This is a genomic window from Hafnia paralvei ATCC 29927 (assembly GCF_001655005.1).
GTDB lineage: Bacteria > Pseudomonadota > Gammaproteobacteria > Enterobacterales > Enterobacteriaceae > Hafnia > Hafnia paralvei.
Map to the genome: position 1 here is coordinate 1 of NZ_LXET01000041.1, position 15,831 is coordinate 15,831.

The window sequence follows — 15,831 nt, forward strand, 5'->3', positions numbered from 1 at the left end:
TAGGGTTTCAATTAAGAAGAGGAGAGATGACTGTGGTTAACCTACAGCCTTATAAAGGCTAACCACAGTCAGGACATGGCCTGATTTACAACTTACTGCACCATCGCCAGATAGGCGGTGTTTACTTTCCACAGATAACGCGGAGCCTGCGCTGCCGGATGTCGTTTCTGTATATGCTGGTAAAATTGTTCCGGTGTCATGCTATTGATTTTGTCGATCGCCACTTTGCGGTTTGGCGAAAACGTTCTCAACATGGCTCCTGCGCCGTTGGCATATGACACTATCATCGCATACCGCATGGTTTTAGGGTTGGTGATACCGGCTAACTGCTGATTCTGCAAAATATTCAAATAAGCGGTGCCTAAATCAATATTGACAGCAGGATCTTTTAACTCACGCGACGTTGGTTGCCCGCCTCGCCCCTTCTTGCGGTAAGCATCCTTACCGGCCGTAGAGGCCTTTAACTGCATCAGCCCAATCGCATTGGATGTGCTGACCGCGTGAGGATTCCCTCCTGATTCCACCTGAATAATGGCCTTTATTAAGGTTTCATCAATGCCATAACTGTTTGAGGCCGTTCGGATGTAAGTTCCAAACTCTCCTTCAGGTGGCGTTCGTGCATCTAAAAAACTACCGCGAGCATTATTGTTGACGTTTAACTTCACTGTTTGAGGCGGTGTTTGCTCTTTCGCACACCCAGCCAAAAGCAATACCGCCAACATGCAACTGATTCGTATCTTCACCGTTGCGAGATCCTCTGCGTATGTTGGTCCGAGGTGGATGTTGCCAGAAAAAAAAGGTCTTTGGCTAGTTGATTTTTACGCTTTGTTGCTCATTTCACCTTTTTATACACATTTTTAGTTTATTTATAGACTATTATTATTTAGTTAAGTGCATCAATTGAGGTACTCCATGAGTCAATCTGCTATTGCTTGCTATGTAGTGACCTTCAGTTATCCGCAGGCCGATCTGGCGGAAAACGCAAAATTAAACAACCAACTCATGCTTGAGGGGTTTGCCACTACCGTTGCGGATTCTGATGGTATCCCGCATGAACTGGGGCCAAATAGTTACGCCATCACCAGCCTACAAGATAAAAGTGACGTTGAGCGTCTTGCGCAGGCCTTGGGCAAGGTCGCATTAGGGCAAGAGCCTGAAGTGGAGGCCGTTTTGCGTGATGAATATTTTACCCAACTCTGGGCCGCTAGAAATCCTTCTAAAGGGCGCAACTAGCGCCCTACTTTATTTTCGATCAAGCAATTAACAGAAAATAACCTGTGATCATCTTTTATACTTTACGTTCGTCGCAACAACGGTTACGGTCAAAATAGCATCACACAATTATGTTCACCTATATGTCTGTCCTGAATTATTGAGTCGCATTCTATCGTGCAACAATGAGTCGGGATAATAGAACGCCAGTTCCTTTCACGATCTATACCTAAAATAGTTGTTGTAGCAGGCAAAGCTAACGCCAAGCAGCTTCAAATATCAGCGGTATTATAGGGGGTACACTATGTGGCAAGCGGTGAGTCGTTTACTCAGTGGGCATTTTGACCAAACCTTTACCATTCGCGAGAAACAAGAGCTTGCCGGTGGCGAGGTTCACCAAGCATGGTGCGTTAGCGATGGCGATCGCAAGGTTTTCATCAAGTGTGACACCCCTGATTTTCTGCAAGATTTCAAAGCTGAAGCCGATCAGCTTGAATGTCTGGCTCGTAGCCATACGGTAAGAACGCCGCAGGTTTACGGTGTCGGCTCTACGCGTGAAGCGAGTTTCTTGCTGCTGGAATATTTGCCGGTTCGCCCACTAGATGCACACAATGCCTATCTTCTGGGGCAACAACTGGCGCGTCTGCATCAGTGGAGCGAGCAACCACAGTTTGGCTTGGATTTTGACAACCACCTTTCAACCTCTCCGCAACCTAATATGTGGCAGCGCCGTTGGGCGCAGTTCTTTGCCGAGCAACGTATTGGCTGGCAGCTCCAGCTTGCGGCGGAAAAAGGCATTCACTTCGGTGATATCGACAGCATTGTCAGCACTGTAGAACAACGTTTGCAAGGCCACCAGCCACAACCGTCGCTGCTGCACGGCGATCTTTGGCCTGCGAATATGGGGCTGAGCGCTCAAGGACCGGTAATTTTTGACCCTGCCTGTTACTGGGGGGATCGCGAGTGCGATTTGGCCATGCTGCCGCTATACCCTTTATTACCCGCACAGATTTACGATGGCTACCAAAGCGTCTGGCCTCTGCCGACATCGTTTATCGATCGCCAGCCAATTTACCAACTCTATCATCAGCTCAATATGTGCAACCTGTTTGCGGGGCCGCATCTAGAAACCGCGATTCAGGCAGTGGATAAATTGATGGAGAAAGATGTGGCCTAAACGATATAGCGTAAACATGAGTGCAAACGGGGAATGGAAATGAATTATAGAGGCGAGCTCTGCTGTAATGCTGATCGTTTAAGAGATCGAGATACACGGGGCTAGCACACCGCGGGGCGGTTATGGAACACATCCATGTGTTCCACCCTAAGGGGCAACGCTAAAGCGTTGTTCAACTTTGCTCCCGGCAAAGTTGTCGGCAGCTAAAGCGGCTACGACCCCATCGGTGTACTTCCCCTAAAATCACGCTTAAGTGACCGGCATTAAGCTCTGCTGTTCTTTTTCTTAGGGCGCAGCCAGCGAGATAATTAGACAGGGCTTACACGAAATGTAGGCCCTGTTTTAAATCACCTACAGCATCCCCAGCAATTTCAAAATAAAATACCCGATCACCGCAACGATAATTGGCAGAATGTACAGAGGGAAAAACTGGAGGAAAATCGTATGGCGCGGCAGTACGATTCGCTTCTCTAGCGCCTCGCGGCTGTGTCCCTCTGCCCCTTTCATCTGTTCGAGGATCAGTTGGTCTTCGATACCTTCGCGAATATGACGAACCTGTCGCGACATGCGTGCGCCAGAGGCCTGTAATGCCACACCGACAAATATCAGCCAGTAGATAACCCAGAACATAATGTTGGCACCGGTAAAACCTTGTCCGAGCGCTGGCTCAGGAGAGTTGAACCAGAATACATCCAGAAAGTGCGTGTTGAATTTGACCATATCAATCATGACATGCACAAAATCCAGCATAACGGCGTTCAAACCTTCTTGCTTCTGACTGTGCTGATACAGAAAGTTGAGCACCGACACGATGGTCGAAAGCAGCGCTGGAATAAACACCACCCAGCCTAAAATCCGTTTTATCACTGCAACCCAACCGGCTTGTTGGTAGGTCATACCATCCCCTTACTAATTCGCGTTGTTATCGCCTTGAATAACGGCAGTCTACGTGGCTGTTTATCTTCCCGCAATCTCAACTTGTTGAATTGATTGGTCGGGTTCGGATTAACTTTAAGCTTGTTGAGTATAACTGGCTTAACCAAAACCATCGCGAATGTTAGAGTAAATAAAGTGAATGCCTGCAAGCGTCAGCTTGGGGCCGTTAATCTCAATAGATGAGGAAATGCCAGTGAGTCGCATTGAAGCCGTAATTTTCGATATGGATGGGTTACTGATAGATTCTGAGCCGCTGTGGACTCAAGGAGAGCACGATGTCTTTTCCTCATTAGGTATCGACGTGAATGCAGCAGACATTCCAGAAACCCTGGGTCTACGCATCGATCTGGTGGTTAAGCTTTGGTATCAACGCACACCGTGGCAAGGCGCGAGTCAGGAAGAAGTGACCGAGCGAATCATTCGTCGTGTGATTGAATTGGTTCGCGACACCAAACCACTGCTGCCTGGCGTTGAGCACGCGCTCAAGTTATGCCGCCAACAAGGAATGAAGATCGGTTTGGCCTCTGCGTCTCCTCTTTACATGCTTAACGATGTGTTGGAAATGTTTAACATCAGCCAGTACTTTGACGCGGTGGTGTCTGCCGAAGCCTTGCCTTATAGTAAACCCCATCCAGAAGTCTACCTCAATGCAGCCCACGCGCTGGGCGTCGATCCGCTAAACTGCGTCACGCTGGAGGACTCTTTCAACGGTATGATTGCAACCAAAGCAGCCCGCATGCGTTCCATCGTGGTACCTGCACCTGAGAATATTAACGACCCACGCTGGGCACTCGCTGACGTAAAACTTAACAACCTCAACGAGCTTAGCGCGTCAGATATTCAGCCATAATCTTGCTGCAAGATAGACGGAGTCTAGCCTAGGCTCCGTTTTATGTATATTTATACAGCAAACAGCCATCTGTTACGCTGTCACCTCTTGATTCCTGCGAAAACTCCGATATGCTGGATAAATTACCAGTAGCATCGGCGAGTTTTATCATGACGGCGGAAGGCCATCTCATTTTTTCTGTCGCATGTGCCATTTTCGCTAAAAAAGCGGAACTGACGCCTGCGCTCGCCCATGGTGACTGGTGGCACATCATTCCCGGCGCACTGCTCACCTGCTTATGGCCCGATATTGATCATCCCAAATCGGTGCTGGGACAGCGCCTCAAATGGCTATCATCCCCAATTGCCCGCATGTTTGGCCATCGGGGATTTACTCATAGTCTGTTAGCCGTTATCGGCGGAATATTTCTCCTGCATTGTGAAATGCCTAGCTATATGGGTATCCCCGTAGACGCCATGCACGCGATGGTTATTGGCTATCTCAGCCATCTGCTAGCCGATATGCTCACACCGGCTGGTGTTCCCCTATTGTGGCCTATCCGTTGGCGTTTTCGTTTGCCCATTCTCAATTCTCAGAAAGGGAATCAGTTGGAACGTATTCTGTGCATGTCGCTAGTGGGATATGCCGTCTATTGGGGAGGTGATCTCGTGCCGTTTTACGATTTACTCAGATACGTGAGCCAAAAATTATGACCCACATCACATCCCATCGCTCATAAACTCCGCGTTTTGCGGGCTTAACATACAAACTCGATGCAAAAATTATAATAAATTCATTTTGGATATAAGCGCGAGGTCAATGGTGCTGTTAGCATATATACATTAAACGTTTCAGCGTAGGTCAGTGTTAAGTCCAAAAAGGCTTGATCGTCCTATAGGGCCGCAGGAAACGTATAAAAACAGTCATAATATAAAAACATTGGATGGAGAATGGGGATGAACCTACCGCTCGTGATTAACGTGTTGGTGTTTGTAGCACTATTGCTGCTACTGGCACAGACGCGTCGTACTAAATGGAGCTTGGCTAAAAAAGTACTCGTCGGCTTAGTGATGGGGGTTCTGTTCGGCTTAGGCCTACAGCTGGTTTACGGTTCAGATAACCCGCTGCTGAAAGATTCCATTAGCTGGTTCAATATCGTGGGTAACGGCTATGTGCAACTGTTACAGATGATTGTGATGCCGCTGGTGTTCGTCTCTATTCTGAGCGCCGTAGCAAAGCTGCACAACGCGTCTTCGCTGGGTAAGATCAGTTTTCTTTCTATTGGCACCCTGTTATTCACCACCATGATTGCCGCGCTGGTTGGGGTGCTGGTCACCAATCTATTTGGCCTGACCGCTGAAGGTCTCGTACAGGGCACGCAGGAAACGGCACGATTAGCCGCGATTAACACGAACTATGCGAGCAAGGTTTCTGATCTGAGCGTTCCGCAGTTGGTGCTCTCATTCATTCCTAAGAATCCCTTTGCCGATCTCACGGGTGCAAGCCCGACCTCTATCATCAGCGTGGTTATTTTCGCGGCAATTTTAGGGACTGCAGCGCTTCAACTGTTGAAAGATGATGAGGTCAAAGGTAAGCGCGTTCTTACTGCTATCGATACCCTGCAGTCGCTGGTCATGAAACTCGTCCGTCAGATCATGAAACTGACACCTTACGGCGTACTGGCGTTGATGACTAAAGTCGTTGCGGGTTCTAATATGCACGACATTATCAAGCTGGGTAGTTTCGTCGTTGCATCCTATTTGGGACTGGCAATTATGTTTGTGGTTCATGGCCTGCTGCTCTCTTTCACCGGTATTAACCCGCTAAAATTCTTCCGCAAAGTATGGCCGGTTCTGACATTTGCTTTTACCAGCCGTTCTAGCGCAGCAAGCATACCGCTAAACGTTGAAGCGCAGACTCGCCGTATCGGCGTGCCTGAATCCATCGCCAGCTTCTCTGCTTCATTTGGTGCGACAATTGGTCAGAACGGCTGTGCGGGTTTATATCCAGCGATGCTTGCAGTGATGGTTGCACCAACCGTGGGAATTAACCCGCTGGATCCTCTGTGGATTGCTACACTGGTCGGTATCGTAACCGTAAGCTCCGCCGGCGTCGCGGGTGTGGGCGGCGGCGCAACGTTTGCCGCGCTGATCGTATTGCCAGCCATGGGGCTGCCGGTCACGTTAGTTGCCCTGCTGATTTCCGTTGAACCGCTAATTGATATGGGGCGTACCGCGTTGAACGTCAATGGTTCAATGACGGCAGGTACTATTACCAGTCAAATTCTGCGTCAGACCGACAAAAATGTTTTTGACTCTGAAGAAGAGGCTGAGCTAGCCCACCAATGATGACCCGCCTTTGCCATGAGGCAAAAGCGAAACCATAGATTTTATTTAGCACAACGCCCGATGATATTCATCGGGCGTTTTTATTTGAAAGACCTGACGGAAGTAACTCCCGCCTACTGTTTTTCCGACATCTGTCCCATCGCCGTTTTATCTTCCAGCGCGAGTATTCTCTTTTCACCGGCGGGGGAAGGTTCGCAGTTAACACATTCACTACTCTGAATGAGCTTAAGCGCCAGATAGAGATCCGAGACAAACAGCAGCCCTTTCTCTTCACCTTTCGCTCGGTTAGCACTAAACCAGCGTTTAAGGTCGGTTCTACGCCCCGCCAGCACCAACTTAACGTTGCGTTGTTTAAGATCGCGTTTTAACTCATCCACGGTAGAAATCACGCTGATATCGGGATAGGTAAAGCTAGCAACCGCATCAATAACCACCCAGCGTGGCTGGAATGGCATACCATCAACCAAATTCAATACACGGCGCTTAAAATAGCTGACGTTGAAATAGGTCAGCGGCGAGTTGAATCGGTACATCAATACCCCATCTACGGCTTTCACCTGCGCCCCATTCCCCAGCGAATGGATCATCCCTTCTTCGTTTACCCCTAGCAACTGCTCGGTTGGCCGAAAAACGGTGCGCAAAAACTGCAACAGCCCAAGCAAAACAGCCAGCCCAATGCCTGGCATGACCCCCACCAGCATCACACTGGCGAAAGTAAATAGCGCAAGGCGAAATGCCGCAGGGTTACGACGACGCAATTGAACAATAGTACGGAAATCCAACAACGACCACGAAGCATAAACCAGCACGACACCGAGCGCAGAAACCGGAATGTATTTCAGCGGCGACGTGAAAAACAACACCACGACGCCAATCACCACGGCAGCCACAATAGACACTAACTGGCTCTTACCGCCGTTAGCATCGTTCACCGCCGTGCGAGAACTGGTACCGCTGATCGCAAATCCTTGTGACAGACCTGAAACGATATTCGCAATACCTAACGCGCGAAACTCCGCATCTGCGTTAACTTCATAACCATTTTTAGCGGCGAAACTACGCGCAGTTAGCATCAGGCTGACAAAGCTTATCAATGCTAGGTTCAATGCAGGGATCACCAAGTCGCGCAGTAATCCCGGCTGGAAACTCGGCCACTGCACAATCGGTAAACCATCGCTGAACCCACCTATCGTTCTGATGCCGTACAATGGCAGGTCAAATAACCAGACTAAAAGCATCGCGAGGCACATCGCAATCAGCGGTGCAGGCCACTTTGGCCGCAGTCGTTTCACGCCGATAAGCACCAGCAGCGTGAGTAAAGACAGCAACATGGTTGGCCAATGGCTTGAAAGTAAATCATGAGGGAGCGAGATAAGACGCTCAATCAACTCACGCGCTTTGGTTTGAAAGCCAAATATTTTGCCCAACTGATCGACAATAATGGTGATCGTTAAGCCATTTAATAGGCCGGTAAGAATCGGTCGCGATAGCAGATCGGCTAATGCACCTAAGCGGAAACGACTAGCAATCAGGCACCAGCCACCGGTCATTAGCGTCATCATGATACAGAGTTGCCACTGCAGTTCGGCATTACCTGCAGCCAACGGCGTAACCACCGCAGCGATAACCGCACAGGTTGCGGTATCTGGGCCTACGATAACCTGACGAGATGATCCAAAGAGTGCATAGGCAATCATAGGAAATACACAGGAATATAGCCCGACGATCGCGCCAACGCCGGCAAGATCGGCATATGCAATCGCCACGGGTAACGCCACCGCGGCTACCGAGAGTCCTGCTCGAATATCACTTGTCAGCCACTCCCGCTGATACCCCATCAAGAGGGCTAAACCCGGCATCCAGCCGTTAATAAATTTCCATTTCATGTCGCTTACCTTCTTTACACTCTTGCTACATCATGCGTGTAAGTCACCAACTTATCAAGGTGATAGCAAGCGTTATGCCATCTTGTAAGTATTTGCAAAAATAGGCCGTGTTCATCCCACTCAGCCGCATTATGCGCGATAATGAGAACAGGTACGCGTTAGGGTTTTAATGCCTCGCCGCACTGAATCGGGTATAGTCGCTCGGTTAACTGATTTATGGACAGGTATATGAAGCAGCTTTTAGATTTTCTGCCACTGGTAGTATTTTTTGTCTGTTACAAACTTTATGACATTTACGTTGCCTCAGGCGCATTGATTGCCGCTACGGCTGTCGCATTAATTGTGACATGGCTTAAATATCGTAAAGTCGAAAAAATGACGCTCATCACCTTCGTGATGGTGGCTATTTTCGGCACACTGACGTTAGTCTTCCATAACGATCTGTTTATCAAATGGAAAGTCACCGTCATTTATGCGCTGTTCTCTATTGCGCTGCTGGTTAGCCAAATTGTTCTGAAGAAGCCATTGATCCAACGCATGTTGGGTAAAGAGATTTCTCTGCCCGACGTTGTATGGTCGCGCTTGAATACGGCTTGGGCGCTGTTCTTTATGGCCTGCGGTCTTGCCAATATCTACGTTGCGTTCTGGATGCCGCAAAGCGTCTGGGTTGATTTCAAAGTGTTTGGTTTAACGGCACTGACGTTAGTCTTCACGTTATTAAGCGGTGTGTATATCTACCGTCATATGGCTGAAGAACAAAAAACGAGCAAATAAGGTTTTCCCGAAGACTGATACACGGGAAGTGATATGCCCTAGATTGATTCAGTTGCGGCAATTTGCTGACAGCTTGAGATATCATGGGTGTAATTGAAAAGAATTAAGACTGACATTTATGAGCGAAAAACATCGTTTCCCTGAGGGAGAGCTTGTCCTTCGTACTTTGGCAATGCCAGCCGACACTAACGCCAATGGTGATATTTTTGGTGGCTGGATCATGTCGCAGATGGACATTGGTGGCGCAATTCTGGCAAAAGAAGTTGCAGAAGGCCGAGTGGTTACCGTTGCCGTTAACGGCATCACGTTTCTAAAACCCGTCGCCGTTGGCGACGTCGTATGCTGCTATGCTCGCTGCATTCGAACTGGCCGTAGTTCCATTACGGTAAATATCGAAGTGTGGGTAAAAAAGGTCTCCTCAGACCCTATTGGTCAACGCTATTGCGTCACCGAAGCCGTATTTACCTATGTTGCCGTTGATGATGACAACAAGTCACGCACGCTGCCAGCAGGAAAAGAAAACTTTCGCGTTGGCTTTGAAGACTAACGCTTAAGCACCGAAATCCAATAACAAAAAAGCCAGTCCGCAATGTGACTGGCTTTTTCTTACCGAACAGAAACAAGACGCTATCGAATTTCAGTATCACCGCTAAGGCGGAAAATAATGGTTTTGGTTAACCCCTTACCTTCTCGACCCGGTACAAAGCGCCATTTCTTCATCGCCAGCTTAACATCACGTTCAAATAGACTACGAGGCTCAGCCGAAAGGATCTCGATATTCGTCACTCGTCCATCACTATCAACGTCATAGCGCACAACCACCTTACCCTCTTGCTTCAGTGCGAAAGCACGAGCTGGATACCCCGGTTTCACAATACTTACAGCCTGTGGCCCTGTCGGTGCTGCAGCAACCGCCGGAGCATTTATCGTATTGTTACTCGACTTCGTGGTAGAGGTGCTCGCATGCGTCGACGTGCTGGATGACGATGTCTCCGGTGACGTTACCGTCGATCTTGGTATTTCTTCACGCGGCTTTTCTTCAACAACTTTCTTAGGCTGTGGTTTAACCACTTCTTTTTTCACCGGCTTAGGCTTGGGTTTAGGCACCGGTTTCGGCTCTGGTTTTGGTTCAGGCTTGGGCTCCGGTTTAGGCTCCGGCTTGCTCTCTTCTTTTGGCGGTGGAGGGGGTGCAGCTTCAGGTTTTGCATCAGGCTGTGGCGTTGCAACAGGCGCAGGAGCCGCAAACATGGCAGGATTAATCATCACCACGTTAATCGGTTCTGGCTCTTCGGCAGGCATATGCAACACCTCTTGAGCAGAGGCGTACAGTAAGCCTGCGATTAACGTTGTATGTAAGCAGACAGACAACGTCGTAGGCCATGAAAGACGGCGCGTCAGAAAAAACTTCTTCAGTGGTGATGTTTTCAGCGACAAAGTGTTAGCAACCTGATTTGACGGATTGATTTAACCCAAATGTTCTTCGTTTAACGAGGGGTCAAGTTTAAATGCAAATAGCAATCATGTGCAATGAACAAAGGCGTTCAGAACAAAAGAAAACGCTCAACTGACGGATAAAACACCACCTTCTTCAACTCCTTAACAGCAAGGTAACAGGCTTATTGCACGCCGAGTACAGATGCCGTAACGTGGTGTTGTCTCCATCACATTAATTCATTCCACCAATCAGGGTTAGCACCATGTTATATCTTATTTTCTCTCAGGATGTTCCCGACGCACTGGATAAACGAATGACCGCTCGACCTGACCATTTAGCTCGGCTACAGGTGTTGCGCGATGAAGGCCGTTTGCTGACGGCAGGCCCTCTTCCGGCGATTGACTCCAATGACCCCGGCGCAGCGGGCTTTTTAGGCTCAGCCATCATTGCCGAATTTGAGTCTCTGGAGCAGGCGAAAGCGTGGGCGGACGCCGATCCGTATGTTGCTGCTGGCGTCTATCAGGCAGTTACGGTTGTCCCGTACAAAAAAGTGTTCTAATAGACTGAGCTAACACCAAATTTCAGATATAAAAAAGGCCTGCATAAGCAGGCCTTTTCTAATTCAGAGAAGCGCATTTAGCGGGGCTACATGGAGATATCATTGATAATGCTAAACGCGCTTTTCTGTCACCATTCAGTGATGCTGCGCAGTCTACCCTTAAACCTCAAGACCCGCAACATCCTGATAATTAGTACTTATGGGTTACCTATATAGACATCTTGAAAACGATGATTAAACCAGCAAAACACCGTCGTTTCGTTGAAAAAAACAGCACTAATAGTTAGGTTCAGGTTTTTTTTTGCAGCTTATTGTCACTATAAGAAAGAATCCATCACGGCGTTCGTTTATAAGCAACTCAAGTATATTCATTAATTTCAAATAGATACACTCACACCAATCACTTCCCCGTACATAAATATTCTGAGTGGCAGAATAAGCCGCCTACAAGTCAGAATATTATTAGGTCTTTATCCTCCCAAGCGGCATTATCAGGACGAGCTGGCGCTGACTGCAGATTCCCTTGACGAAAAATCAGGTTTATCCCTTTTTCTATACCTGTTGCACCTATTGCACCTATTGCACCTATTGGCAAAAATACCCGTGTGATCCTAGATCTCCTACATCAAGTCTGGCAGGATAGAAGTCAAGGAAACACGTGCTAACTTATTGTTTACATAAGCCTGTTTTTTTAGGTTGGATGACTGGGTATCAACCATAGCAACGTCCACCGATCTCAGAGTCAAAAAATCGATATCGATTTATTACGGATATATTACTTTTACCGAATAATGAGGAACTTACGATTATGGCGACAACGAAAAAAGCAACCAAATCTCACATTGGTCTCGATACCAAACAATCTGCAAAACTCGCAGAATCACTCAATAGCCTGCTCGGTAACTACCAAGTGTTGTACATGAACGTACGTGGCTATCACTGGAATATCACGGGTCCACAGTTCTTTGAATTACACGTTAAATTTGAAGAAACCTATAACGATCTGCTGCTGAAAGTTGATGAATTGGCAGAGCGTATTCTGACTCTTGGCTACCAGCCTCGTCATGCCTTCAGCGAATACCTGAAAACGGCGGATATTAAAGAAGATACTAACGTTACTGACGATAAGGGAACGTTGAAAGGTCTGCTGTCTGGCTACTCCATTTTGCTGACTCAGCAGCGTGAAATTCTGGAGCTAGCAAGCGAAGCGGGCGATGAAGGTACTTCTTCTTTGATGAGCGATTACATCAAGGAACAAGAGAAACAGGTTTGGATGCTGAACGCCTATCTGGGCAAATAAACGTCTGAGAATCTGCTCCAGCCCCGCCATGCGGGGCTGAATTTTTTCTACCACTCGTAAGCAACAGAATACAGCAACGAACGATGATGCTGAATTTTGTGTAAGCGGCGAACACTATAGATGTGTCGATTTCTGCGGGATTGGCCTTCTAACCAGCAACTGCGTCGGCGGTGCACCTGACGCAACATACGCCAGCGCCCTACTTCATTTCTACTACGTCGCATGACAAACGTCTCTCTGGGTAAATGCGCGCACATTATAAACCCATCGTGACATTTGTCACACAATCGATTTAGCTTTACCCCAGAGAAATCCACGCAGAGTGCGATCTCATAATTGACTTAATGTTACAGTCTGTAAACTCATACGACAGTTAAATCATTTAGTTTTCTCAGCGAAAAGGTTTTACCTTTCAACAACTGTGCGTAAACTCAGTTGAGATAACGCTTTTTTGCGAAAGGACAACTCGCCTTTATGACAACGTTTTATACCGTGATTAGCTGGCTTGCAATTTTCGGCTATTGGTTACTCATTGCCAGCGTGACGCTTCGCATTCTGATGAAGCGTCGCGCGGTACCTTCTGCCATGGCCTGGTTGCTCATCATCTATATTCTGCCTCTGGTAGGAATTATTGCCTATCTGTCATTTGGTGAACTTCACTTAGGCAAAAGGCGCGCAGAGCGAGCCAAGGCAATGTGGCCCTCGACGGCACATTGGCTTGCCGATCTGAAGAACTGTAAATCCATTTTTGCTACAGGAAACAGTGAAGTCGCCACGCCGTTATTCCAGCTGTGTGAGCGTCGCCAAGGGATTGCCGGTGTCAAAGGCAATCAGCTACAACTCTTGACCACCAGTGATGACACCCTAAAGGCGCTGATCCGCGATATTGAACTAGCACGTAGCAATATCGAGATGGTGTTCTATATCTGGCAGCCGGGCGGTTTAGCCGATCAGGTCGCAGAGTCGCTAATGGCGGCAGCGAGACGGGGTGTGCACTGTCGCCTACTGCTGGACTCCGCGGGCAGCGTCACCTTCTTCCGCAGCCCTTATCCAGCAATGATGCGCAATGCCGGCGTTGAAGTCGTTGAGGCGCTGAAGGTGAATCTCATGCGTGTGTTCTTGCGCCGTATGGATTTACGCCAGCACCGTAAAGTGGTGTTGATTGATAACTTTATTGCCTATACCGGCAGCATGAATTTAGTCGATCCACGTTTCTTTAAACAGGATGCTGGCGTGGGTCAATGGATTGACGTCATGGCGCGTATGGAAGGCCCCGTTGCGACAACGATGGGGATAATTTTCTCCTGTGACTGGGAAATTGAAACCGGTAAGCGAATTCTTCCTCCCGAGCCTGAATATCATTCACTGCCGTTTGAAGAAGAGTCTGGGCACACCATTCAGGTTATCGCCTCCGGCCCCGGTTTTCCTGACGAGTTGATCCATCAGGCGTTGTTAACGTCGGTTTATTCCGCGCGTGAGCAGCTCATTATGACAACGCCTTACTTTGTGCCAAGCGATGATTTGCTACATGCTATTTGCACCGCGGCGCAGCGTGGCGTCGATGTCTCTATCATCGTACCGAAGAAAAACGACTCGATGATGGTCGGTTGGGCAAGCCGCTCGTTCTTTGCGGAACTGCTTGAGGCCGGAGTTAAAATCTATCAGTTTGAGGGGGGGCTTCTGCACACCAAGAGTGTTCTGGTTGATGGACAGCTTAGTCTCGTGGGTACAGTTAACCTCGATATGCGTAGCCTCTGGCTAAATTTCGAAATTACGTTGGTGATCGATGACGACGGCTTCGGCGCCGATTTAGCCTGCGTACAAGATGACTATATCGCTCGTTCTACCCTGCTTGATGAAGCAGAATGGCTAAAACGCCCATTATGGCAGCGCGTAGTCGAACGACTGTTTTACTTTTTCAGCCCATTGCTGTAAATAGCGTGGCTAAAATGCTTACAAGATAGATAGGACACTCCTATGATGGATTTAGATAACCGCCTAACCGAAGATGAAGCCTTAGATCAGGCCTATGATATTTTCCTTGAGCTGGCTGTCGATAACCTCGACCCTGCTGATGTCATTCTATTTAATCTGCAGTTTGAAGAGCGCGGAGCTGCTGAATTATTCGATCCTGCCGAAGACTGGAAAGATCACGTAGATTTCGACTTGAATCCTGATTTCTTTGTGGAAGTCGTGATCGGCTTAACCGATGGTGAATCCGAAGATATTACTGACGTGTTTGCCCGTGTGCTGATTTGCCGCGAGAAAGACCATAAGCTCTGTCACATCTTGTGGAAAGAGTAAGTTTTCCTTAAACGTTAGCGTAATCATTTATTATATCAATAACGCACAGCCTAGGCTGTGCGTTATTGTTTATTCATCACTATAGTGACTTAACTGTTGACCACAAAATTTACAGAATCGGGCTTCATCATCGTGACCCGATTTATGGCAATGCTCGCAACGACGCAAGTGACGCCGACGCTGCAATACCTCGGTCATATGCGCCGTTAAAACACCTGTTGGAATAGCGATAATCGAGTAGCCAATCAGAATAAGCATTGAGGCTAAAATTCGCCCTGCTGGGGTATGCGGGGTGATATCACCATATCCAACGGTGGTCATCGTCACCACCGCCCAATAGACTGAAATAGGTAAGCTGGTAAAGCCATGCTCAGGACCTTCAATCACGTACATCACACCACCGAACAAGCACAGTAAGATCATCACGAAAGTAAAAAACACCAATAGTTTTTTACGCACGCCAATGATGCTATCCCACAATAGAGACGCCGCTCCCATGTAACGCAGTAGTTTAAAAATTCGTAATACTCTGAGTACTCGTAGCAAACGCAAAACCGTGACGTACTGCCCTGCCATCTCGGGATAGATCAGCAAAATATAGAGTGGCAGAATGGTCAATAAATCAATAACACCGAGAAAAGTAAACGCATAGTTTTTCTCTTTTGGCGTCGTAAGCAAACGCAAGAAATATTCAACGGTGAAAACCGCGGTAAACAATATTTCAAGCTTGAGATAAAGATCCTCCCGTGCCACCAACACGCGCAAAGGTTGAGGATCGCCAGATTCGATAAACACCAGAAAAACGCTGGCGACAGCCATAGCAATCCAGAAATACTCCATCTTTCTGCCAACGCGGGTCCGAATATCAAACAAGTGGCCATATATCTTCTGACGCCAAGTCCCCATTTTCATGTCCGTCATGCTGCCCTCAGAAAATTATGCTAGCCCGCTGTTATATTCCCCCATTTTATCATCCCATCATCACATCACCGCTTTAGATAATTTAGATAAGTGTGACCAACGGTAAACTCCTGCCTCATCATATTAAGGTTGCTGGTGTGTTGGCAGTGT

17 protein-coding genes are annotated in these 15,831 nt (G+C 47.9%); 11 read left to right on the forward strand and 6 right to left on the reverse strand.

Going from position 1 to position 15,831, the window contains the following annotated elements:
• Window positions 1-92: 92 nt before the first annotated feature.
• Window positions 93-743, reverse strand: coding sequence for a transglycosylase SLT domain-containing protein (locus M988_RS10390; RefSeq protein ID WP_020303763.1), 651 nt, complete (start codon window positions 741-743; stop codon window positions 93-95).
• A 169-nt stretch (window positions 744-912) separates the two neighbouring features.
• Here M988_RS10390 and ghoS point away from each other — a divergent pair, with 169 nt between their 5' ends.
• Both ghoS and M988_RS10400 read left to right on the forward strand, forming a co-directional pair.
• The gene (gene ghoS / locus M988_RS10395; RefSeq protein WP_008813410.1) at window positions 913-1,233 is read left to right on the forward strand and encodes a type V toxin-antitoxin system endoribonuclease antitoxin GhoS; all 321 of its coding nucleotides are present in this window, start codon (window positions 913-915) and stop codon (window positions 1,231-1,233) included.
• A gap of 283 nt (window positions 1,234-1,516) precedes the next feature.
• The gene (locus M988_RS10400; protein ID WP_008813409.1) at window positions 1,517-2,389 is read left to right on the forward strand and encodes a fructosamine kinase family protein; all 873 of its coding nucleotides are present in this window, start codon (window positions 1,517-1,519) and stop codon (window positions 2,387-2,389) included.
• A gap of 351 nt (window positions 2,390-2,740) precedes the next feature.
• Here M988_RS10400 and M988_RS10405 read toward each other — a convergent pair whose 3' ends face one another.
• Entirely contained in the window at window positions 2,741-3,286 is a 546-nt protein-coding gene (locus tag M988_RS10405; RefSeq protein ID WP_004089983.1) for a YniB family protein, read from the reverse strand.
• Window positions 3,287-3,512: 226 nt separating this feature from the next.
• Here M988_RS10405 and hxpB point away from each other — a divergent pair, with 226 nt between their 5' ends.
• The 3 genes from hxpB to M988_RS10420 all read left to right on the forward strand — a co-directional run bounded on the left by hxpB (window position 3,513) and on the right by M988_RS10420 (window position 6,502).
• Window positions 3,513-4,175 carry a hexitol phosphatase HxpB gene (hxpB, locus tag M988_RS10410; protein WP_040012372.1) on the forward strand — a complete coding sequence of 221 codons (663 nt, stop codon included), beginning with the start codon at window positions 3,513-3,515 and terminating at the stop codon, window positions 4,173-4,175.
• A gap of 149 nt (window positions 4,176-4,324) precedes the next feature.
• Window positions 4,325-4,867 carry a metal-dependent hydrolase gene (locus M988_RS10415; RefSeq protein ID WP_020303765.1) on the forward strand — a complete coding sequence of 181 codons (543 nt, stop codon included), beginning with the start codon at window positions 4,325-4,327 and terminating at the stop codon, window positions 4,865-4,867.
• A gap of 243 nt (window positions 4,868-5,110) precedes the next feature.
• Window positions 5,111-6,502: an L-cystine transporter gene (locus M988_RS10420; RefSeq protein WP_008813406.1), complete on the forward strand. Its 1,392-nt coding sequence runs from the start codon at window positions 5,111-5,113 to the stop codon at window positions 6,500-6,502.
• 113 nt (window positions 6,503-6,615) lie between these two features.
• Here M988_RS10420 and M988_RS10425 read toward each other — a convergent pair whose 3' ends face one another.
• Window positions 6,616-8,388, reverse strand: a complete 1,773-nt coding sequence (locus tag M988_RS10425) for a SulP family inorganic anion transporter (protein WP_008813405.1) — start codon at window positions 8,386-8,388, stop codon at window positions 6,616-6,618.
• A 228-nt stretch (window positions 8,389-8,616) separates the two neighbouring features.
• Here M988_RS10425 and M988_RS10430 point away from each other — a divergent pair, with 228 nt between their 5' ends.
• Both M988_RS10430 and yciA read left to right on the forward strand, forming a co-directional pair.
• On the forward strand, window positions 8,617-9,162 hold the full coding sequence (locus M988_RS10430) for a septation protein A (protein ID WP_008813404.1): 546 nt from the start codon (window positions 8,617-8,619) through the stop codon (window positions 9,160-9,162).
• Between the two features lie 118 nt (window positions 9,163-9,280).
• The gene (gene yciA / locus M988_RS10435) at window positions 9,281-9,709 is read left to right on the forward strand and encodes an acyl-CoA thioester hydrolase YciA (RefSeq protein WP_004089994.1); all 429 of its coding nucleotides are present in this window, start codon (window positions 9,281-9,283) and stop codon (window positions 9,707-9,709) included.
• Between the two features lie 80 nt (window positions 9,710-9,789).
• Here the strand turns inward: yciA and M988_RS10440 are convergent, their stop codons facing one another.
• Window positions 9,790-10,461, reverse strand: a complete 672-nt coding sequence (locus M988_RS10440; protein WP_064574072.1) for a TonB family protein — start codon at window positions 10,459-10,461, stop codon at window positions 9,790-9,792.
• A 398-nt stretch (window positions 10,462-10,859) separates the two neighbouring features.
• Here M988_RS10440 and M988_RS10445 point away from each other — a divergent pair, with 398 nt between their 5' ends.
• Window positions 10,860-11,156 (forward strand): YciI family protein, encoded by a 297-nt coding sequence (locus M988_RS10445; RefSeq protein ID WP_004090000.1) that lies wholly within the window; start codon window positions 10,860-10,862, stop codon window positions 11,154-11,156.
• An 808-nt stretch (window positions 11,157-11,964) separates the two neighbouring features.
• On the forward strand, window positions 11,965-12,456 hold the full coding sequence (locus M988_RS10450; protein WP_004090001.1) for a Dps family protein: 492 nt from the start codon (window positions 11,965-11,967) through the stop codon (window positions 12,454-12,456).
• Window positions 12,457-12,503: 47 nt separating this feature from the next.
• On the opposite strand, the gene M988_RS22400 is transcribed toward M988_RS10450, so the two are convergent.
• A complete protein-coding gene (locus M988_RS22400) occupies window positions 12,504-12,680 on the reverse strand; it encodes a YciY family protein (protein WP_071603101.1) in 177 nt (58 codons plus the stop codon).
• Window positions 12,681-12,930: 250 nt separating this feature from the next.
• Between M988_RS22400 and cls the strand changes: the two genes are divergently transcribed.
• Together cls and M988_RS10460 are read left to right on the forward strand one after the other, a co-directional pair.
• Window positions 12,931-14,391, forward strand: a complete 1,461-nt coding sequence (cls, locus tag M988_RS10455) for a cardiolipin synthase (protein WP_008813402.1) — start codon at window positions 12,931-12,933, stop codon at window positions 14,389-14,391.
• Window positions 14,392-14,436: 45 nt separating this feature from the next.
• The gene (locus tag M988_RS10460) at window positions 14,437-14,760 is read left to right on the forward strand and encodes an HI1450 family dsDNA-mimic protein (RefSeq protein ID WP_035502449.1); all 324 of its coding nucleotides are present in this window, start codon (window positions 14,437-14,439) and stop codon (window positions 14,758-14,760) included.
• A gap of 69 nt (window positions 14,761-14,829) precedes the next feature.
• On the opposite strand, the gene M988_RS10465 is transcribed toward M988_RS10460, so the two are convergent.
• Entirely contained in the window at window positions 14,830-15,681 is an 852-nt protein-coding gene (locus M988_RS10465; RefSeq protein ID WP_008813401.1) for an ion transporter, read from the reverse strand.
• Window positions 15,682-15,831 lie beyond the last annotated feature (150 nt).